Annotated in this window: 27 protein-coding genes; 1 reads left to right on the plus strand and 26 read right to left on the minus strand. The window is 55.9% G+C overall.

All coding sequences use genetic code 11. The annotated features are described in order from the left end of the window. The first annotated feature begins 64 nt into the window (after positions 1 to 64). Positions 65 to 2,899: an excinuclease ABC subunit UvrA gene (gene uvrA, locus HX817_RS19435; protein ID WP_003210046.1), complete on the plus strand. Its 2,835-nt coding sequence runs from the start codon at positions 65 to 67 to the stop codon at positions 2,897 to 2,899. Positions 2,900 to 2,967: 68 nt separating this feature from the next. Here the strand turns inward: uvrA and bfr are convergent, their stop codons facing one another. The 26 genes from bfr to rplB all read right to left on the minus strand — a co-directional run bounded on the left by bfr (position 2,968) and on the right by rplB (position 17,033). Then, the gene (gene bfr / locus HX817_RS19440) at positions 2,968 to 3,432 is read right to left on the minus strand and encodes a bacterioferritin (protein WP_003210048.1); all 465 of its coding nucleotides are present in this window, start codon (positions 3,430 to 3,432) and stop codon (positions 2,968 to 2,970) included. A gap of 155 nt (positions 3,433 to 3,587) precedes the next feature. Next, entirely contained in the window at positions 3,588 to 5,036 is a 1,449-nt protein-coding gene (locus tag HX817_RS19445) for a catalase (protein ID WP_177040912.1), read from the minus strand. Positions 5,037 to 5,284: 248 nt separating this feature from the next. Beyond that, positions 5,285 to 5,671 carry a 50S ribosomal protein L17 gene (gene rplQ, locus HX817_RS19450; RefSeq protein WP_003210053.1) on the minus strand — a complete coding sequence of 129 codons (387 nt, stop codon included), beginning with the start codon at positions 5,669 to 5,671 and terminating at the stop codon, positions 5,285 to 5,287. A gap of 41 nt (positions 5,672 to 5,712) precedes the next feature. Further along, complete coding sequence (gene rpoA / locus HX817_RS19455; protein WP_003176403.1) at positions 5,713 to 6,714, minus strand: DNA-directed RNA polymerase subunit alpha; 1,002 nt, start codon at positions 6,712 to 6,714, stop codon at positions 5,713 to 5,715. A gap of 22 nt (positions 6,715 to 6,736) precedes the next feature. Continuing rightward, the gene (rpsD, locus tag HX817_RS19460) at positions 6,737 to 7,357 is read right to left on the minus strand and encodes a 30S ribosomal protein S4 (protein WP_003210056.1); all 621 of its coding nucleotides are present in this window, start codon (positions 7,355 to 7,357) and stop codon (positions 6,737 to 6,739) included. An 18-nt stretch (positions 7,358 to 7,375) separates the two neighbouring features. Continuing rightward, positions 7,376 to 7,765 carry a 30S ribosomal protein S11 gene (gene rpsK, locus HX817_RS19465; protein WP_002555466.1) on the minus strand — a complete coding sequence of 130 codons (390 nt, stop codon included), beginning with the start codon at positions 7,763 to 7,765 and terminating at the stop codon, positions 7,376 to 7,378. 30 nt (positions 7,766 to 7,795) lie between these two features. Continuing rightward, positions 7,796 to 8,152, minus strand: a complete 357-nt coding sequence (gene rpsM / locus HX817_RS19470; protein WP_003210063.1) for a 30S ribosomal protein S13 — start codon at positions 8,150 to 8,152, stop codon at positions 7,796 to 7,798. Between the two features lie 129 nt (positions 8,153 to 8,281). Then, on the minus strand, positions 8,282 to 8,398 hold the full coding sequence (gene rpmJ, locus HX817_RS19475) for a 50S ribosomal protein L36 (protein ID WP_002555468.1): 117 nt from the start codon (positions 8,396 to 8,398) through the stop codon (positions 8,282 to 8,284). A 27-nt stretch (positions 8,399 to 8,425) separates the two neighbouring features. After that, a complete protein-coding gene (gene secY / locus HX817_RS19480; protein ID WP_003210064.1) occupies positions 8,426 to 9,754 on the minus strand; it encodes a preprotein translocase subunit SecY in 1,329 nt (442 codons plus the stop codon). Further along, the gene (rplO, locus tag HX817_RS19485) at positions 9,755 to 10,192 is read right to left on the minus strand and encodes a 50S ribosomal protein L15 (RefSeq protein WP_003210066.1); all 438 of its coding nucleotides are present in this window, start codon (positions 10,190 to 10,192) and stop codon (positions 9,755 to 9,757) included. Positions 10,193 to 10,196: 4 nt separating this feature from the next. After that, positions 10,197 to 10,373, minus strand: coding sequence for a 50S ribosomal protein L30 (rpmD, locus tag HX817_RS19490; protein WP_003186033.1), 177 nt, complete (start codon positions 10,371 to 10,373; stop codon positions 10,197 to 10,199). A gap of 2 nt (positions 10,374 to 10,375) precedes the next feature. After that, on the minus strand, positions 10,376 to 10,876 hold the full coding sequence (gene rpsE, locus HX817_RS19495) for a 30S ribosomal protein S5 (protein ID WP_003186035.1): 501 nt from the start codon (positions 10,874 to 10,876) through the stop codon (positions 10,376 to 10,378). 3 nt (positions 10,877 to 10,879) lie between these two features. Next, the gene (gene rplR, locus HX817_RS19500) at positions 10,880 to 11,230 is read right to left on the minus strand and encodes a 50S ribosomal protein L18 (protein ID WP_003186037.1); all 351 of its coding nucleotides are present in this window, start codon (positions 11,228 to 11,230) and stop codon (positions 10,880 to 10,882) included. A 10-nt stretch (positions 11,231 to 11,240) separates the two neighbouring features. Then, complete coding sequence (rplF, locus tag HX817_RS19505) at positions 11,241 to 11,774, minus strand: 50S ribosomal protein L6 (RefSeq protein ID WP_003176412.1); 534 nt, start codon at positions 11,772 to 11,774, stop codon at positions 11,241 to 11,243. Positions 11,775 to 11,786: 12 nt separating this feature from the next. Then, a complete protein-coding gene (rpsH, locus tag HX817_RS19510; protein ID WP_003186040.1) occupies positions 11,787 to 12,179 on the minus strand; it encodes a 30S ribosomal protein S8 in 393 nt (130 codons plus the stop codon). A 208-nt stretch (positions 12,180 to 12,387) separates the two neighbouring features. Further along, complete coding sequence (rpsN, locus tag HX817_RS19515; RefSeq protein ID WP_003176414.1) at positions 12,388 to 12,693, minus strand: 30S ribosomal protein S14; 306 nt, start codon at positions 12,691 to 12,693, stop codon at positions 12,388 to 12,390. Between the two features lie 13 nt (positions 12,694 to 12,706). Then, a complete protein-coding gene (gene rplE, locus HX817_RS19520) occupies positions 12,707 to 13,246 on the minus strand; it encodes a 50S ribosomal protein L5 (RefSeq protein ID WP_003210069.1) in 540 nt (179 codons plus the stop codon). A gap of 20 nt (positions 13,247 to 13,266) precedes the next feature. After that, on the minus strand, positions 13,267 to 13,581 hold the full coding sequence (gene rplX / locus HX817_RS19525; protein ID WP_007896770.1) for a 50S ribosomal protein L24: 315 nt from the start codon (positions 13,579 to 13,581) through the stop codon (positions 13,267 to 13,269). Between the two features lie 11 nt (positions 13,582 to 13,592). Next, entirely contained in the window at positions 13,593 to 13,961 is a 369-nt protein-coding gene (gene rplN / locus HX817_RS19530; RefSeq protein WP_002555479.1) for a 50S ribosomal protein L14, read from the minus strand. A gap of 23 nt (positions 13,962 to 13,984) precedes the next feature. Continuing rightward, positions 13,985 to 14,251: a 30S ribosomal protein S17 gene (gene rpsQ / locus HX817_RS19535; RefSeq protein ID WP_003176419.1), complete on the minus strand. Its 267-nt coding sequence runs from the start codon at positions 14,249 to 14,251 to the stop codon at positions 13,985 to 13,987. A gap of 2 nt (positions 14,252 to 14,253) precedes the next feature. Continuing rightward, positions 14,254 to 14,445, minus strand: a complete 192-nt coding sequence (rpmC, locus tag HX817_RS19540) for a 50S ribosomal protein L29 (RefSeq protein ID WP_002555481.1) — start codon at positions 14,443 to 14,445, stop codon at positions 14,254 to 14,256. Further along, positions 14,445 to 14,858 (minus strand): 50S ribosomal protein L16, encoded by a 414-nt coding sequence (gene rplP, locus HX817_RS19545; RefSeq protein WP_003210075.1) that lies wholly within the window; start codon positions 14,856 to 14,858, stop codon positions 14,445 to 14,447. The genes rpmC and rplP overlap by 1 nt, the downstream gene beginning before the upstream one ends. Before the next feature lie 12 nt (positions 14,859 to 14,870). Continuing rightward, positions 14,871 to 15,557 (minus strand): 30S ribosomal protein S3, encoded by a 687-nt coding sequence (gene rpsC / locus HX817_RS19550; protein WP_003176422.1) that lies wholly within the window; start codon positions 15,555 to 15,557, stop codon positions 14,871 to 14,873. Positions 15,558 to 15,570: 13 nt separating this feature from the next. Next, the gene (rplV, locus tag HX817_RS19555) at positions 15,571 to 15,903 is read right to left on the minus strand and encodes a 50S ribosomal protein L22 (protein WP_003210077.1); all 333 of its coding nucleotides are present in this window, start codon (positions 15,901 to 15,903) and stop codon (positions 15,571 to 15,573) included. 13 nt (positions 15,904 to 15,916) lie between these two features. Continuing rightward, on the minus strand, positions 15,917 to 16,192 hold the full coding sequence (gene rpsS / locus HX817_RS19560; protein WP_002555486.1) for a 30S ribosomal protein S19: 276 nt from the start codon (positions 16,190 to 16,192) through the stop codon (positions 15,917 to 15,919). Between the two features lie 16 nt (positions 16,193 to 16,208). After that, positions 16,209 to 17,033 (minus strand): 50S ribosomal protein L2, encoded by an 825-nt coding sequence (rplB, locus tag HX817_RS19565; protein WP_003210080.1) that lies wholly within the window; start codon positions 17,031 to 17,033, stop codon positions 16,209 to 16,211. Between the last annotated feature and the right edge of the window lie 3 nt (positions 17,034 to 17,036).

Genomic DNA, 17,036 nt, shown 5'->3' on the forward strand with positions numbered 1-17,036 from the left:
GTATATTCATCCAGTCTTTAGCCGTATACTCCTGCATTATTTACGCCCGCCGTGCGAGGCCATCTTGGACAAGATCCTGATTCGTGGGGCTCGAACCCACAACCTGAAGAACATCGACCTGACCCTGCCACGGGACAAACTGATCGTCATCACCGGCTTGTCCGGGTCCGGCAAGTCGTCCCTGGCGTTTGACACGCTGTACGCCGAAGGCCAGCGCCGCTATGTGGAATCCCTGTCGGCCTATGCCCGCCAGTTCCTGTCGATGATGGAAAAGCCCGACGTCGACACCATTGAAGGCCTGTCGCCTGCGATTTCCATCGAACAGAAATCCACCTCCCACAACCCGCGTTCCACCGTGGGCACCATCACCGAGATCTACGACTACCTGCGCCTGCTGTATGCCCGCGTGGGTATTCCCCGCTGCCCGGACCACGACATTCCCCTGGAAGCCCAGACCGTCAGCCAGATGGTCGACCTGGTGCTGGCCCAGCCGGAGGGCGCCAAGCTGATGCTGCTGGCACCGGTGATTCGCGAGCGCAAGGGTGAACACCTTTCGGTCTTTGAAGAACTGCGTGCCCAGGGTTTCGTGCGTGCCCGCATCAACGGCAAGCTCTACGAGCTGGACGAAGCGCCGAAGCTGGATAAACAGAAGAAGCACTCGATTGATGTGGTCGTCGACCGTTTCAAGGTGCGTGCCGATTTGCAGCAGCGCCTGGCGGAGTCTTTCGAGACCGCGCTGAAGCTGGCAGACGGTATCGCCCTGGTGGCGCCGATGGACGACGAACCCGGGGAAGAAATTATCTTCTCCGCGCGCTTCGCCTGCCCGATCTGCGGCCATGCCATCAGCGAGCTGGAACCGAAGCTGTTTTCCTTCAACAACCCGGCCGGCGCTTGCCCGACCTGTGATGGCCTGGGGGTTAAGCAATTCTTCGACATCAAGCGCCTGGTCAACGGTGACCTCACACTGGCGGAGGGTGCGATACGTGGCTGGGACAGGCGTAACGTCTATTACTTCCAGATGCTGGGGTCGTTGGCTTCGCACTACAAGTTCAGCCTGGAAGTGCCGTTCAACGAACTGCCCGCCGAACAGCAGAAATTCATCCTGCATGGCAGCGGTTCACAGAACGTCGACTTCAAGTATTTGAACGACCGTGGCGATATCGTCAAACGCTCGCACCCGTTCGAAGGCATCGTGCCGAACCTGGAGCGGCGCTACCGCGAGACGGAGTCCGCCAGCGTGCGCGAGGAACTGGCCAAGTTCCTCAGCACCCAGCCTTGCCCGGATTGCCGTGGCACACGCCTGCGCCGTGAGGCACGGCATGTGTGGGTTGGCGAGAAGACCCTGCCGGCAGTGACCAACCTGCCGATTGGCGATGCCTGCGAATACTTCGGCACGCTGAAACTGACGGGCCGCCGCGGGGAAATTGCCGACAAGATCCTCAAGGAGATTCGTGAACGGCTGCAGTTCCTGGTCAACGTGGGCCTGGACTACCTGTCGCTGGACCGCAGTGCCGACACGCTTTCCGGCGGTGAAGCCCAGCGGATTCGCTTGGCCAGCCAGATCGGTGCCGGCCTGGTGGGCGTGTTGTACATCCTCGATGAACCGTCGATTGGCTTACATCAACGGGACAACGACCGCTTGCTGGGCACGCTGAAGCACCTGCGGGACATCGGCAATACGGTGATCGTGGTCGAGCACGATGAAGACGCGATTCGCCTGGCCGATTATGTGGTCGATATCGGTCCGGGAGCGGGTGTTCACGGTGGGCATATTGTCGCCGAGGGCACGCCGGCTGAAGTGATGGCGCATCCTGACTCGCTGACCGGTAAGTACCTGTCGGGTCGCGTGAAGATCGCCGTACCGGCCAAACGCACCCCGCGCAACAAGAAGATGGCACTGCACCTCAAGGGCGCGCGTGGCAACAACCTGCGCAATGTCGACCTGGAGATCCCGCTGGGCCTGCTGACCTGTGTGACCGGTGTATCCGGTTCGGGCAAATCAACGCTGATCAACAACACGCTGTTCCCGTTGAGTGCCACTGCACTGAACGGCGCGACCACCCTGGAAGCCGCCGCTCACGACAGCATCAAGGGCCTGGAACACCTGGACAAGGTGGTCGATATCGACCAAAGCCCGATTGGCCGCACACCGCGCTCCAACCCGGCGACCTACACCGGGCTGTTCACGCCGATTCGCGAGCTGTTCGCCGGCGTGCCGGAATCGCGCTCCCGTGGCTACGGGCCTGGCCGGTTCTCGTTTAACGTCAAGGGCGGCCGCTGCGAAGCGTGCCAGGGCGATGGCTTGATCAAGGTGGAGATGCACTTCCTGCCGGACATCTACGTGCCGTGCGACGTGTGCAAGAGCAAGCGCTACAACCGCGAAACCCTGGAAATCAAGTACAAGGGCAAGAGCATCCACGAAACCCTCGAGATGACGATCGAGGAAGCGCGGGTGTTCTTCGACGCGGTACCGGCCCTGGCGCGCAAGCTGCAGACACTGATGGATGTTGGCCTGTCGTACATCAAGCTGGGTCAGTCGGCGACGACGCTGTCGGGTGGCGAGGCCCAGCGGGTCAAGCTGTCTCGCGAGCTGTCCAAGCGTGATACCGGCAAGACGCTGTACATCCTCGACGAGCCGACCACAGGCCTGCACTTCGCGGATATTCAGCAATTGCTGGACGTGCTGCATCGCCTGCGTGACCACGGCAATACGGTGGTAGTGATCGAGCACAATCTGGATGTGATCAAGACCGCCGACTGGCTGGTGGACCTGGGGCCGGAAGGCGGTTCCAAAGGTGGGCAGATCATTGCGGTCGGCACACCGGAGCAAGTCTCGGAGATGAAGCAGTCTCACACCGGCTTCTACCTCAAGCCTCTGCTGGCTCGCGACAAGGACTGATTGTTCAGCCCCACGAAAAAGCCCCTGTCACCGTGTAAGTGACAGGGGCTTTTTAGTAGCTGGAGGAATCAGAACTGCGATTGCAGGTAATTCTCCAGGCCAATCAGCTTGATCAGGCCCAACTGCTTTTCCAGCCAGTAGGTGTGATCCTCTTCGGTGTCATTCAACTGCACCCGCAGGATTTCCCGCGTGACGTAGTCGTTGTGCTGCTCGCAGAGCTCAATGCCCTTGCAGAGCGCGGCACGGACCTTGTACTCAAGGCGCAAGTCGCTGGCGAGCATCTCAGGCACCGTGGTGCCGGTATCCAGGTCGTCGGGACGCATACGGGGCGTGCCTTCGAGCATCAGGATACGGCGCATCAGTGCGTCGGCGTGCTGTGCCTCTTCTTCCATTTCATGGTTGATACGCTCGTAGAGTTCGGTAAAGCCCCAGTCTTCGTACATCCGCGAGTGAATGAAATATTGGTCACGAGCTGCCAGTTCGCCCGTCAGCAACGTGTTGAGGTAATCGATTACGTCGGGGTGACCTTGCATCGCCCTACATCTCCCTGCTTGAAAGTCTGTAGTTTGAACCATGATGACCCGGAGGTCACGGGACCAACGGCAGAAAAGTGAAGATTTCCGGTGAAAAGTAGCTTAAATAACGCAAAAACCGCCCAAATGAGGGCGGTTCTGCTTATCGTTTAGAGTCAGTTAAGCGATACACACAGTGCAGATGCGATCCCTTCTCCATAAGCCGGGTCGGCCTTGAAGAAGTACTGCAACTGGCGCTGCACCACGTCGCTGGAAACACCCGCCATTGCGCCGGCGATATTGTTGATCAGCAGGGCTTTCTGCTCATCGTTCATCAGGCGGAACAGCGCACCGGCATGGCTGTAGTAGTCGGTATCTTCGCGGTGATCGTAACGATCAGCCGCACCGCTCAGGACCAAGGCTGGCTCGGCGTACTGAGGAGCCTGCTTCGGCGCATCGGCGTAGCTGTTTGGCTCGTAATTGGGGGCCGCACCACCATTGGAGCCGAATGCCATCGAACCATCACGCTGGTAGCTGTTGACCGGGCTGCGTGGCGCATTTACCGGCAGTTGCTGGTGATTGGTACCTACGCGGTAGCGATGGGCATCGGCGTAAGCGAACACGCGCCCTTGCAGCATGCGGTCTGGCGACAGGCCAACACCCGGGACCATGTTGCTTGGACCGAAAGCCGCCTGTTCAACTTCAGCGAAGTAGTTCAGCGGGTTGCGGTTCAGTTCCAGCTCACCCACTTCGATCAGCGGGAACTCTTTCTGCGACCAGGTCTTGGTCACGTCGAACGGGTTTTCGTAGTGAGCGTTGGCCTGGGCCTCAGTCATGATCTGAATGCACACGCGCCATTTCGGGAAGTCACCACGCTCAATAGCACCGAACAGATCGCGCTGAGCGTAATCAGGGTCGGTACCCGCCAGGCGTGCAGCGTCAGCCGGCGCCAGGTTCTTGATACCTTGCTTGGTCTTGTAGTGCCACTTCACCCAGTGACGCTCGCCTTTGGCGTTAATCAAGCTGTAGGTGTGACTGCCGAAGCCGTGCATGTGACGGTAGCCGTCCGGGATGCCACGGTCCGAAAACAGGATGGTGACCTGGTGCAGCGCCTCAGGGGAGTGCGACCAGAAGTCCCACATCATCTGTGCACTTTTCAGGTTGCTTTGCGGCAGGCGCTTTTGGGTGTGGATAAAGTCGGGAAACTTCAGCGGGTCGCGGATGAAGAACACCGGGGTGTTGTTACCAACGATGTCCCAGTTGCCTTCTTCGGTGTAGAACTTCAACGCGAAACCACGCGGGTCGCGCTCAGTATCAGCCGAACCACGCTCGCCACCCACCGTGGAGAAGCGCAGGAAAGTCGGAGTTTGCTTGCCCACAGAATCGAACAGCTTGGCGCTGGTGTACTGCGTGATGTCTTGAGTGACGGTGAAGGTACCGTAAGCGCCCGAGCCTTTGGCGTGTACACGACGCTCAGGAATGTTTTCACGGTTGAAGTGAGCGAGCTTCTCGATCAGGTGAAAGTCGTCGAGCAGCAGCGGGCCGCGTGGACCGGCGGAACGGGAATTCTGGTTATCCGCGACAGGTGCGCCGCTGGCGGTAGTAAGGGTTTTATTCTGGCTCATGCTCAATCTTCCTCAGGTCAGTCTTGGAACTGCCGGCTAATCGGCTTGGAGCGATTATTGACCAGGAAGATGACACCATCAAATTTATTAAATCATGCCAACCGATAGAAATTAACTAACGATACATCCGAACGGATATCAAAAGTTGCTGCACGGGATGAACGTGTATTCGCTCGAGGTAATTCCAGTTTTCCAACGCGCACAAAAAACCGGGCACTAGGCCCGGTTCTTCGTTACAGACTGACGTCTTACTCAGCGGATACAGCTTCACCGCCAACTGGACGATCGATCAGCTCAACGTACGCCATAGGCGCGTTGTCACCAGCGCGGAAACCGCACTTGAGGATGCGCAGGTAGCCACCCTCACGGGTAGCGTAACGCTTGCCCAGGTCGTTGAAGAGCTTACCAACGATAGCTTTCGAACGGGTACGGTCGAAAGCCAGACGGCGGTTAGCCAGGCTGTCTGTCTTGGCCAAAGTAATCAGCGGCTCAGCAACGCGACGCAGTTCTTTAGCTTTCGGCAGTGTAGTTTTGATCAGCTCGTGCTCGAACAGCGACACCGCCATGTTCTGGAACATAGCCTTACGGTGCGAGCTGGTACGGCTCAGGTGACGACCACTTTTACGATGACGCATGGTTCATTCCTTACCAAACTCACGTTCGGTGATTACGACGATCAGGCAGTCGCCTTGTCGTCCTTCTTAAGACTTGCAGGCGGCCAGTTGTCGAGGCGCATGCCGAGGGACAGACCGCGGGAGGCCAGAACGTCCTTGATTTCAGTCAAGGATTTCTTGCCCAGGTTCGGAGTCTTCAACAGTTCTACTTCGGTGCGCTGAATCAGATCACCGATGTAGTAAATGTTTTCCGCCTTAAGGCAGTTAGCCGAACGTACAGTCAGTTCCAGATCGTCAACCGGGCGAAGCAGGATCGGATCGATCTCGTCTTCCTGCTCGATTACCACTGGTTCGCTGTCACCCTTGAGGTCGACGAACGCAGCCAACTGCTGTTGCAGAATGGTTGCAGCGCGGCGGATAGCCTCTTCAGGATCCAGAGTACCGTTGGTTTCCAGATCAATAACCAGCTTGTCCAGGTTAGTACGCTGTTCGACACGGGCGTTTTCCACCACGTATGCGATACGGCGAACCGGGCTGAACGAAGAGTCGAGCTGCAAGCGACCAATGCTGCGGCTTTCGTCTTCATCGCTCTGACGCGAGTCGGCCGGTTCATAACCACGACCACGAGCTACGGTGAGCTTCATGTTCAGGGCGCCGTTAGACGCCAGGTTAGCGATTACGTGATCGGGATTAACGATCTCGACATCATGATCCAGCTGAATATCGGCAGCGGTAACCACCCCCGAACCCTTCTTCGACAAGGTCAGCGTAACTTCGTCACGGCCGTGCAGCTTGATAGCCAGACCTTTAAGGTTCAACAGGATTTCAATTACGTCTTCCTGTACACCTTCGATGGCGCTGTACTCGTGGAGCACACCGTCAATCTCGGCCTCGACTACTGCACAGCCGGGCATTGAGGACAACAGGATGCGGCGCAGCGCGTTGCCCAGGGTGTGGCCAAAACCACGCTCGAGAGGCTCGAGAGTGATCTTGGCGCGGGTTGGACTGACAACCTGCACATCAATGTGACGGGGTGTCAGGAACTCATTTACCGAAATCTGCATGGATGCACCTATTTTCTAGCCCTTACTTGGAGTAGAGCTCGACAATCAGGCTTTCGTTGATGTCGGCGGACAGATCACTGCGAGCAGGAACGTTCTTGAAAACGCCCGACTTCTTCTCAGTGTCTACTTCTACCCATTCTACGCGGCCACGTTGGGCACACAGATCGAGAGCTTGGACAATGCGAAGTTGATTTTTTGCTTTCTCGCGAATCGCGACCACGTCACCAGCACGAACCTGGTACGACGGGACGTTAACGGTTTGGCCGTTTACGCTGACGGATTTGTGCGATACCAGCTGACGGGATTCGGCACGAGTCGAACCAAAGCCCATACGGTATACAACGTTGTCCAGACGGCATTCGAGCAGTTGCAGCAGGTTTTCACCGGTTGCACCTTTCTTGCCAGCAGCTTCTTTGTAGTAGCCGCTGAACTGACGCTCGAGAACGCCGTAGATACGACGGACCTTCTGCTTTTCACGCAGTTGGGTGCCGTAGTCGGACTGGCGACCGCGGCGTTGGCCGTGGATACCAGGTGCTGCTTCAATGTTGCACTTCGATTCGATCGCGCGCACGCCGCTCTTCAGAAAGAGATCGGTGCCTTCACGACGAGCGAGTTTGCATTTTGGACCAATGTAACGAGCCATTCTTTACAATCTCCTGGATTACACGCGGCGCTTCTTCGGCGGACGGCACCCGTTGTGCGGGATTGGCGTCACGTCGGTGATGCTGGCGATCTTATAGCCACAGCCGTTCAATGCACGGACAGCAGACTCACGACCTGGACCTGGACCTTTGACGTTGACGTCGAGGTTTTTCAGGCCATATTCCAGCGCAGCTTGACCAGCACGTTCAGCAGCTACTTGAGCAGCAAACGGGGTGGACTTGCGGGAACCGCGGAAACCCGAACCACCGGAGGTAGCCCAAGAAAGCGCGTTACCTTGACGGTCGGTGATGGTCACGATTGTGTTGTTAAAAGATGCATGGATGTGGGCGATGCCATCAACCACTGTCTTTTTAACTTTTTTACGAGGACGAGCAGCAGGTTTTGCCATGATTAATTTCCTGTCGATTCGCGTGGGCGATTACTTGCGGATCGGCTTACGCGGACCTTTACGGGTACGCGCGTTAGTCTTGGTACGCTGACCGCGTACTGGAAGACCACGACGATGACGCAGACCACGGTAGCAACCGAGGTCCATCAAACGCTTGATTTTCATGTTGATTTCGCGACGCAGGTCACCTTCAGTGGTGAACTTCGCCACTTCGCCACGCAACAGCTCAATCTGCTCGTCGCTCAGATCCTTGATCTTTGCGGCTGGGTTTACCCCAGTATCTGCGCAAATTTTCTGCGCAGTAGTGCGACCAACACCATAGATGTAGGTCAGCGAGATAACAGTGTGCTTGTTATCTGGAATGTTAACGCCTGCAATACGGGCCATTCAGTGGGACTCCAATTGACAGCTACCTACGCCCCGGAAGCCAAGAAATAGGGCGCGAGATAATATCGCTGTAATAACAAATAATCAACCCGGCAGCGCACTAGCTGCCGGGCTTCAAGCGGATCACACTCAGCCTTGGCGCTGTTTGTGACGCGGTTCCGCGCTGCAAATTACTCGAACAACACCTTCGCGGCGAATAATCTTGCAGTTACGGCACAGCTTTTTCACCGATGCACGAACTTTCATCACCAACTCCTCGAACCTTATGGGTACTCAGCGCAACATGCCGCTGCCGTAACCCTTCAGGTTGGCTTTCTTCATCAGGGATTCGTACTGGTGCGAAACGAGGTGCGATTGTACTTGGGACATGAAGTCCATCACAACCACGACGACGATCAGCAACGAGGTCCCGCCAAGGTAGAACGGAACGTTTGCTGCAACCACCAGGAACTGGGGCAACAGGCAGACGGCCGTCATATATAGAGCACCGAACATGGTCAAGCGAGTCAGAACGCCATCAATGTAGCGCGCAGACTGCTCACCTGGACGAATACCCGGAATAAAGGCACCGGACTTCTTCAGGTTTTCCGCTACGTCTTTCGGATTGAACATCAACGCCGTATAGAAGAAGCAGAAGAAAATAATCCCTGCACTAAACAGCAGAATATTCAACGGCTGACCAGGAGCGATCGACTGCGAGATGTCCTGCAACCAGCCCATACCTTCAGACTGACCGAACCAGGCACCCAACGAAGCCGGAAACAGCAAAATGCTGCTCGCGAAAATGGCAGGAATAACCCCGGCCATGTTCACTTTCAGCGGCAGGTGGCTGGTCTGCGCGGCAAAGACCTTGCGGCCCTGCTGACGCTTGGCGTAGTGAACAGCAATACGACGCTGGCCACGCTCAATGAACACCACAAAACCGATAATCGCTACTGCCAACAAACCGATGGCAACCAGGGCGAAGATATTGATATCACCCTGACGTGCAGACTCGAAAGACTGCCCAATCGCTCTCGGAAGACCGGCAACGATACCTGCGAAAATCAACATCGAGATACCGTTACCAACACCACGCTCAGTAATCTGCTCACCCAGCCACATCATGAACATCGCACCAGCCACAAATGTGGATACCGCGACGAAATGGAAGCCAAAGTCACCAGTGAACGCAACACCCTGCCCGGCCAGGCCAACGGACATGCCGATAGCCTGGACCAGGGCGAGGATGACAGTGCCGTAGCGGGTGTACTGGCTTATCTTGCGACGGCCAGCTTCACCTTCCTTCTTCAACTGCTCCAACTGCGGACTGACGGCGGTCATCAGTTGCATGATGATCGATGCCGAGATGTACGGCATGATCCCCAGTGCAAAGATGCTCATCCGTTCCAGCGCGCCGCCGGAAAACATGTTGAACAAGCTAAGAATGGTCCCCTCATTCTGTCGAAACAGGTCTGCGAGTCGGTCCGGGTTGATACCTGGAACCGGGATGTGTGCGCCTATTCGGTAGACGATAATCGCCAGGAACAGAAAACGCAGACGAGCCCAAAGTTCAGACATACCGCCTTTGCCGAGCGCTGAGAGAGCACCTTGCTTAGCCATTTATTCCTCGAACTTGCCGCCAGCTGCTTCGATAGCCGAACGCGCACCTTTGGTGGCGCCGATTCCCTTGCCGATAGTGACAGCGCGAGTCACTTCACCGGACAGCATGATTTTCACACGCTGTACGTTGACGTTGATCACGTTGGCATCTTTCAGGGTCTGCACGGTAACGATGTCGCCTTCCACTTTGGCCAGCTCGGACAGACGCACTTCTGCGCGGTCCATGGCTTTCAGGGAAACGAAACCGAACTTCGGCAGGCGACGATGCAGCGGCTGTTGACCGCCTTCAAAGCCTGGAGCGATGGTGCCACCGGAGCGGGAGGACTGACCTTTGTGGCCACGGCCACCGGTCTTGCCCAAACCACTACCGATACCACGGCCCGGACGATGCTTTTCGCGACGGGAACCCGGCGCTGGACTCAGATCATTGAGTTTCATCGAATTAACCCTCGACACGCAGCATGTAGTAAGCCTTGTTGATCATCCCGCGATTCTCGGGAGTATCAAGTACTTCTACAGTGTGACCGATGCGACGCAGACCCAAACCCTTAACGCACAATTTGTGGTTAGGGATGCGGCCGGTCATGCTTTTGATCAGCGTTACTTTAACGGTAGCCATGATCAGAAGATCTCCTTGACGCTTTTGCCACGCTTGGCGGCAATGGATTCAGGAGACTGCATTGCTTTCAAACCCTTGAAAGTGGCGTGAACCACGTTTACCGGGTTAGTCGAGCCGTAGCACTTGGCCAGAACGTTCTGAACGCCAGCAACTTCGAGGACAGCACGCATAGCGCCGCCAGCGATGATACCGGTACCTTCAGAGGCAGGCTGCATGTACACCTTCGAAGCGCCGTGAGCGGACTTCATTGCGTACTGCAGAGTGGTGCCGTTCAGATCAACTTGGATCATGTTGCGACGAGCAGCTTCCATTGCCTTCTGGATCGCAGCAGGCACTTCACGTGACTTGCCACGGCCGAAGCCAACGCGCCCTTTACCATCACCTACCACGGTCAACGCGGTGAAAGTGAAGATACGGCCGCCTTTAACGGTTTTGGCTACGCGGTTAACTTGAACCAGCTTCTCAATGTAGCCTTCGTCGCGCTTTTGGTCGTTATTTGACATAACTTAGAACTCCAGCCCAGCTTCACGAGCAGCATCAGCCAGCGCTTTCACGCGGCCGTGGTACTTGAAGCCAGAGCGGTCGAAAGCCACTTGCGAGACGCCGGCGGCCTTAGCACGCGTAGCGACCAGCTGGCCAACCTTAGTGGCCGCGTCGATGTTGCCAGTGGCACCATCACGCAGTTCTTTATCCAAAGTCGAGGCGCTTGCCAGGACTTTGTTGCCGTCGGCCGAGATGACCTGGGCGTAGATGTGCTGCGACGAGCGGAACACGCAGAGACGCACGACTTCGAGTTCGTGCATTTTCAGGCGTGCTTTGCGAGCGCGACGCAGTCGAGTAACTTTTTTGTCGGTCATTTGCTATGCCCTACTTCTTCTTGGCTTCTTTACGACGGACGACTTCGTCCGCGTAGCGCACACCTTTGCCTTTGTACGGCTCTGGTGGACGGAAGTCGCGGATCTCAGCGGCCACCTGACCTACCAGCTGCTTATCAATACCCTTGATCAGGATATCGGTTTGGCTAGGGGTCTCAGCGGTGATGCCTTCCGGCAGTTCGTAATCCACTGGGTGCGAGAAGCCAAGGGCCAGGTTCAGAACCGTGCCTTTTGCTTGCGCTTTGTAACCAACACCGACCAGCTGGAGCTTGCGCTCGAAGCCTTGGCTTACGCCTTGGACCATGTTGTTTACCAACGCACGAGTGGTACCGGCCATTGCGCGAGTTTGTTGATCGCCATTGCGAGCAGCGAAACGCAGCTCACCAGCTTCTTCAACGATCTCAACGGACGAATGGATATTCAGTTCCAGAGTGCCCTTGGCACCCTTCACCGAAAGCTGTTGACCTGCGAATTTTACTTCGACACCGGCTGGCAGCTTAACGGGGTTCTTAGCGACGCGTGACATGCTTATCCCCCCTTAGAACACAGTGCAAAGAACTTCGCCGCCGACACCGGCAGCGCGCGCAGCACGATCCGTCATCACACCTTTGTTGGTGGAGACGATAGACACACCGAGACCGCCACGAACTTTTGGCAGATCATCAACGGACTTGTACTGACGCAGGCCTGGACGGCTAACGCGCTTCACTTCTTCGATGACCGGACGGCCTTCGAAGTACTTCAGCTCGATGGACAGCAGTGGTTTGATTTCGCTGCTGATCTGATAACCCGCAATGTAGCCTTCGTCTTTCAGGACTTTGGCAACAGCAACCTTCAACGTGGAAGATGGCATGCTTACGACGGACTTTTCAGCCATCTGGGCATTACGGATACGAGTTAGCATGTCCGCTAACGGGTCCTGCATACTCATGGCTAGACGCTCCTAATACAAAAAAATTAGCCTTGCGGCCATTACGTGTCGCCGAGAATCTCCGAGCACAAAACACACGGGCTCAGGCGAGCCGCGTATTTTAGACACACTCCGGAAATGAAACAAGCCCCAAAAGGGGCTTGTTCCAGATTCTAGGCCACCGGCGGTCAGTATCTTGCGATCCTGGCCACCGAGACTTCGAACGTACTTACCAGCTGGCTTTAACCAGACCTGGTACGTCACCACGCATTGCCGCTTCACGCAGTTTGTTACGGCCGAGGCCGAACTTGCGGTAAACGCCGTGTGGACGACCGGTCAGGCGGCAGCGGTTACGCATGCGCGAAGCGCTTGCGTCACGTGGCTGCTTCTGCAGAGCAACTGTAGCTTCCCAACGCGCTTCTGGACTTGCGTTCAGATCAACGATGATTGCTTTCAGTGCTGCACGCTTCTTGGCGTACTTGGCAACCGTGAGCTGACGCTTCAGCTCGCGGTTTTTCATGCTCATCTTGGCCATGGTCCTACTCCAATCAGTTGCGGAACGGGAATTTGAACGCACGCAGCAGAGCGCGGCCTTCATCATCGTTCTTGGCAGTGGTGGTCAGGGTGATGTCCAGACCGCGGAGAGCATCGATCTTGTCGTAGTCGATTTCCGGGAAGATGATCTGCTCTTTAACGCCCATGCTGTAGTTACCACGACCATCGAAGGACTTGGCATTCAGGCCGCGGAAGTCGCGGACCCGAGGCAGGGAGATCGACAGCAGACGATCCAGGAATTCGTACATACGCTCACGGCGCAGAGTCACTTTGACGCCGATCGGCCATCCTTCACGGACTTTAAAGCCAGCGATGGATTTACGAGCGTAGGTCACAACGACTTTTTGGCCGGTGATCTTTTCCAGGTCAGCAACAGCGTGCTCGATGACTTTTTTGTCGCCGATCGCTTCGCCCAGACCCATGTTCAGGGTGATTTTGGTAACGCGCGGAACTTCCATCACGTTCGAAAGCTTAAGTTCTTCCTTAAGTTTCGGTGCGATTTCCTTCCGGTAAATCTCTTTTAGTCGTGCCATGGTCTTCTACCTAGCAGTGTTCAAGCATCAACCGCTTTTTGGGTCGACTTGAAGACACGAATTTTCTTACCGTCTTCTACTTTGAAACCAACGCGGTCAGCCTTGTTGGTTTCGCCGTTGAAGATGGCGACGTTAGAAGCGTGCAGTGGCGCTTCTTTCTCGACGATACCGCCTTGTACGCCCGACATCGGGTTAGGCTTGGTATGACGCTTGACCAGGTTCAGACCACCAACGACCAGACGGTCATCAGCAAGAACCTTCAGCACCTTACCGCGCTTACCTTTGTCTTTGCCGGCGATCACGATGATCTCGTCGTCACGACGAATCTTTTGCATGTCGGATCTCCTTACAGCACTTCTGGGGCGAGCGAGACGATCTTCATGAACTTCTCAGTACGAAGTTCACGGGTCACTGGCCCAAAGATACGGGTGCCGATCGGCTCTTGCTTGTTGTTCAGAAGAACAGCAGCGTTGCCATCAAAGCGGATAATGGAGCCATCTGCACGGCGTACGCCGTGACGAGTGCGGACTACAACAGCAGTCATCACTTGGCCTTTTTTCACTTTACCGCGAGGAATTGCTTCCTTCACGGTAACTTTGATGATGTCACCGATACCAGCGTAACGACGATGGGAGCCACCCAGCACCTTGATGCACATAACGCGGCGTGCGCCGCTGTTATCGGCCACATCGAGCATGGATTGAGTCTGAATCATATAATTTCTCCGACCCCTAGTCCTTAGACTTCCACAGCGCGTTCGAGAACATCAACCAGGGCCCAAGACTTGGTCTTGGCCAACGGACGAGTTTCACGAATAGTGACTTTGTCGCCGATGTGGCACTGGTTGGTTTCGTCGTGCGCGTGCAGCTTAGTCGAACGCTTAACGTATTTACCGTAGATCGGGTGCTTAACGCGACGCTCGATCAAAACGGTGATGGTTTTGTCCATCTTGTCGCTGACAACACGGCCAGTCAGCGTACGGACAGTCTTTTCGGCTTCAGCCATGATCACTTACCTGCCTGCTGGTTGAGCACAGTCTTCACGCGAGCAATGTCACGCTTAACTTGCGAGAGCAGATGAGACTGCCCCAACTGGCCAGTTGCTTTCTGCATACGCAGATTGAACTGGTCGCGCAGCAGGCCGAGCAGTTGCTCGTTCAGCTGCTGTGCGGATTTTTCACGAAGTTCATTCGCTTTCATCACATCACCGTCCGTTTAACAAAGGAGGTGGCGAGCGGCAGCTTTGCAGCAGCCAGGGCGAAAGCCTCACGCGCCAGCTCTTCAGTAACACCCTCGATTTCATACAGGACTTTGCCTGGCTGAATCTGGGCAACCCAATATTCCACGTTACCCTTACCTTTACCCATCCGAACTTCGAGGGGCTTTTTGGAGATAGGCTTGTCCGGGAATACACGGATCCAGATCTTGCCGCCACGTTTAACGTGACGGGTCAGTGCACGACGCGCTGACTCGATCTGACGAGCGGTGAGACGACCACGAGCTACAGACTTCAGCGCATATTCGCCGAAGCTGACTTTGCTACCGCGCTGAGCCAGACCACGGTTGTGGCCTGTCATCTGCTTGCGGAACTTCGTACGCTTTGGTTGCAACATTTGGCGTACCCCTTACTTAGCAGCTTTTTTACGAGGCGCTGGTGCTTGTGGTTTCAGTTCTTCTTGGCGACCACCAATTACTTCGCCTTTGAAGATCCAAACCTTTACACCGATCACACCGTAGGTGGTGTGAGCTTCGTAGTTGGCATAGTCGATGTCGGCACGCAGGGTGTGCAGTGGCACACGACCTTCGCGATACCATTCAGTACGTGCGATTTCAGCACCGCCGAGACGACCGCTCACTTGGATTTTGATGCCTTTGGCACCAATGCGCATGGCGTTCTGTACTGCGCGCTTCATAGCGCGACGGAACATTACGCGACGCTCCAGCTGCTGAGCTACGCTCTGCGCAACCAGCATACCGTCGAGCTCCGGCTTGCGGATCTCTTCGATATTGATGTGCACAGGCACACCCATTTGCTTGGTCAGGTCCTGACGCAGTTTCTCAACATCTTCACCTTTCTTCCCGATAACGATACCTGGACGAGCGGTGTGGATGGTGATACGTGCAGTTTGAGCAGGACGATGGATATCGATACGGCTCACGGACGCGCTTTTTAGTTTGTCTTGGAGATACTCACGCACCTTCAGATCAGCGAACAAGTAGTCCGCATAAGTCCGACCGTCTGCGTACCAGACGGAGGTGTGCTCCTTGACGATTCCCAGGCGAATGCCAATGGGATGTACTTTCTGACCCATCTCTTCGACTCCGTTACTTGTCAGCAACCTTGACAGTGATATGGCAAGACCGCTTGACGATGCGATCAGCTCGGCCTTTGGCACGAGGCATGATGCGCTTCAGCGAACGCCCTTCGTTGACGAAAACGGTGCTGACCTTCAGGTCATCAACGTCTGCGCCTTCGTTGTGCTCGGCGTTGGCTACGGCCGACTCCAGCACTTTCTTGATGATCTCGGCGGCTTTCTTACTGCTGAAAGCCAACAGGTTGAGCGCTTCGCCCACCTTCTTCCCGCGGATCTGGTCGGCGACCAAGCGGGCTTTCTGGGCGGAGATTCGAGCGCCCGACAACTTAGCGGCTACTTCCATCGTTCCTTACCCCTTAACGCTTGGCTTTCTTGTCTGCCACGTGCCCACGATATGTGCGGGTACCGGCAAACTCGCCTAGTTTGTGGCCGACCATGTCTTCGTTCACGAGAACTGGAACATGTTGACGACCGTTATGCACTGCAATGGTCAGACCGACCATTTGTGGCAGGATCATCGAACGACGCGACCAGGTTTTCACCGGTTTGCGATCGTTCTTTTCCGCCGCCACTTCGATCTTCTTCAGTAGGTGAAGATCAATAAAAGGACCTTTTTTCAGAGAACGTGGCACTGTCGTATCCCTCTATTTACTTGCGACGACGGACGATCATTTTGTCGGTACGCTTATTACCACGAGTCTTCGCGCCCTTAGTCGGGAAGCCCCATGGCGATACCGGATGACGACCACCAGAGGTACGACCTTCACCACCACCGTGTGGGTGGTCAACCGGGTTCATGGCAACACCACGAACGGTTGGGCGAACGCCACGCCAGCGTTTGGCACCAGCTTTACCCAGCGAACGCAGGCTGTGCTCGGAGTTCGAGACTTCGCCCAGGGTCGCACGGCATTCAGCCAATACTTTACGCATTTCACCAGAGCGCAGACGCAGGGTCACGTAGACACCTTCACGAGCGATCAGCTGAGCCGAAGCACCAGCGGAACGAGCGATTTGCGCGCCTTTACCCGGCTTCAATTCGATGCCGTGTACGGTGCTACCAACTGGAATGTTGCGCAGTTGCAGAGCGTTGCCCGGCTTGATCGGTGCCAAAGCACCTGCGATCAGCTGGTCACCAGCACTCACGCCTTTAGGGGCGATGATGTAGCGACGCTCGCCATCTGCGTACAGCAGCAGAGCGATGTGAGCAGTACGGTTTGGATCGTATTCGATACGCTCGACAGTGGCAGCGATGCCATCTTTGTCGTTGCGACGGAAGTCGACCAGACGATAATGCTGCTTATGGCCACCACCGATGTGACGAGTGGTAATACGACCATTGTTGTTACGACCACCAGTCTTCGATTTCTTCTCGAGCAGCGGTGCGTGAGGAGCGCCTTTATGCAGCTCCTGGTTGACCACCTTGACCACAAAACGGCGGCCAGGGGAAGTCGGTTTGCATTTAACGATTGCCATGAT

It is taken from the genome of Pseudomonas sp. C6002, assembly GCF_013385805.1.
In the GTDB taxonomy this organism is placed as follows: Bacteria; Pseudomonadota; Gammaproteobacteria; order Pseudomonadales; family Pseudomonadaceae; genus Aquipseudomonas.

Bases quoted from the DNA above. Each gene is read 5' to 3' on its own strand.
- bfr (WP_003210048.1), bottom strand. From the start codon at position 3,432: ATGCAAGGTCACCCCGACGTAATCGATTACCTCAACACGTTGCTGACG.
- rplQ (WP_003210053.1), bottom strand. From the start codon at position 5,671: ATGCGTCATCGTAAAAGTGGTCGTCACCTGAGCCGTACCAGCTCGCAC.
- rplN (WP_002555479.1), bottom strand. From the start codon at position 13,961: ATGATTCAGACTCAATCCATGCTCGATGTGGCCGATAACAGCGGCGCA.
- rpmC (WP_002555481.1), bottom strand. From the start codon at position 14,445: ATGAAAGCGAATGAACTTCGTGAAAAATCCGCACAGCAGCTGAACGAG.
- rplX (WP_007896770.1), bottom strand. From the start codon at position 13,581: ATGCAAAAGATTCGTCGTGACGACGAGATCATCGTGATCGCCGGCAAA.
- rplR (WP_003186037.1), bottom strand. From the start codon at position 11,230: ATGACCGACAAAAAAGTTACTCGACTGCGTCGCGCTCGCAAAGCACGC.
- rpmD (WP_003186033.1), bottom strand. From the start codon at position 10,373: ATGGCTACCGTTAAAGTAACGCTGATCAAAAGCATGACCGGCCGCATC.
- rpsC (WP_003176422.1), bottom strand. From the start codon at position 15,557: ATGGGTCAGAAAGTACATCCCATTGGCATTCGCCTGGGAATCGTCAAG.
- rpmJ (WP_002555468.1), bottom strand. From the start codon at position 8,398: ATGAAAGTTCGTGCATCGGTGAAAAAGCTGTGCCGTAACTGCAAGATT.
- rpoA (WP_003176403.1), bottom strand. From the start codon at position 6,714: ATGCAGATTTCGGTAAATGAGTTCCTGACACCCCGTCACATTGATGTG.
- rplB (WP_003210080.1), bottom strand. From the start codon at position 17,033: ATGGCAATCGTTAAATGCAAACCGACTTCCCCTGGCCGCCGTTTTGTG.
- rplO (WP_003210066.1), bottom strand. From the start codon at position 10,192: ATGAAACTCAATGATCTGAGTCCAGCGCCGGGTTCCCGTCGCGAAAAG.
- rplP (WP_003210075.1), bottom strand. From the start codon at position 14,858: ATGTTGCAACCAAAGCGTACGAAGTTCCGCAAGCAGATGACAGGCCAC.
- rpsM (WP_003210063.1), bottom strand. From the start codon at position 8,152: ATGGCCCGTATTGCAGGCGTTAACATTCCAGATAACAAGCACACTGTT.
- rpsQ (WP_003176419.1), bottom strand. From the start codon at position 14,251: ATGGCTGAAGCCGAAAAGACTGTCCGTACGCTGACTGGCCGTGTTGTC.
- HX817_RS19445 (WP_177040912.1), bottom strand. From the start codon at position 5,036: ATGAGCCAGAATAAAACCCTTACTACCGCCAGCGGCGCACCTGTCGCG.
- rpsD (WP_003210056.1), bottom strand. From the start codon at position 7,357: ATGGCTCGTTACATTGGTCCAAAATGCAAACTCGCTCGTCGTGAAGGC.
- secY (WP_003210064.1), bottom strand. From the start codon at position 9,754: ATGGCTAAGCAAGGTGCTCTCTCAGCGCTCGGCAAAGGCGGTATGTCT.
- rpsH (WP_003186040.1), bottom strand. From the start codon at position 12,179: ATGAGTATGCAGGACCCGTTAGCGGACATGCTAACTCGTATCCGTAAT.
- rpsK (WP_002555466.1), bottom strand. From the start codon at position 7,765: ATGGCAAAACCTGCTGCTCGTCCTCGTAAAAAAGTTAAAAAGACAGTG.
- rpsN (WP_003176414.1), bottom strand. From the start codon at position 12,693: ATGGCCAAGATGAGCATGAAAAACCGCGAGCTGAAGCGTCAGCTCACG.
- rplV (WP_003210077.1), bottom strand. From the start codon at position 15,903: ATGGAAGTAGCCGCTAAGTTGTCGGGCGCTCGAATCTCCGCCCAGAAA.
- rplF (WP_003176412.1), bottom strand. From the start codon at position 11,774: ATGTCACGCGTCGCTAAGAACCCCGTTAAGCTGCCAGCCGGTGTCGAA.
- rpsE (WP_003186035.1), bottom strand. From the start codon at position 10,876: ATGTCAAATAACGACCAAAAGCGCGACGAAGGCTACATTGAGAAGCTG.
- rplE (WP_003210069.1), bottom strand. From the start codon at position 13,246: ATGGCACGACTAAAAGAGATTTACCGGAAGGAAATCGCACCGAAACTT.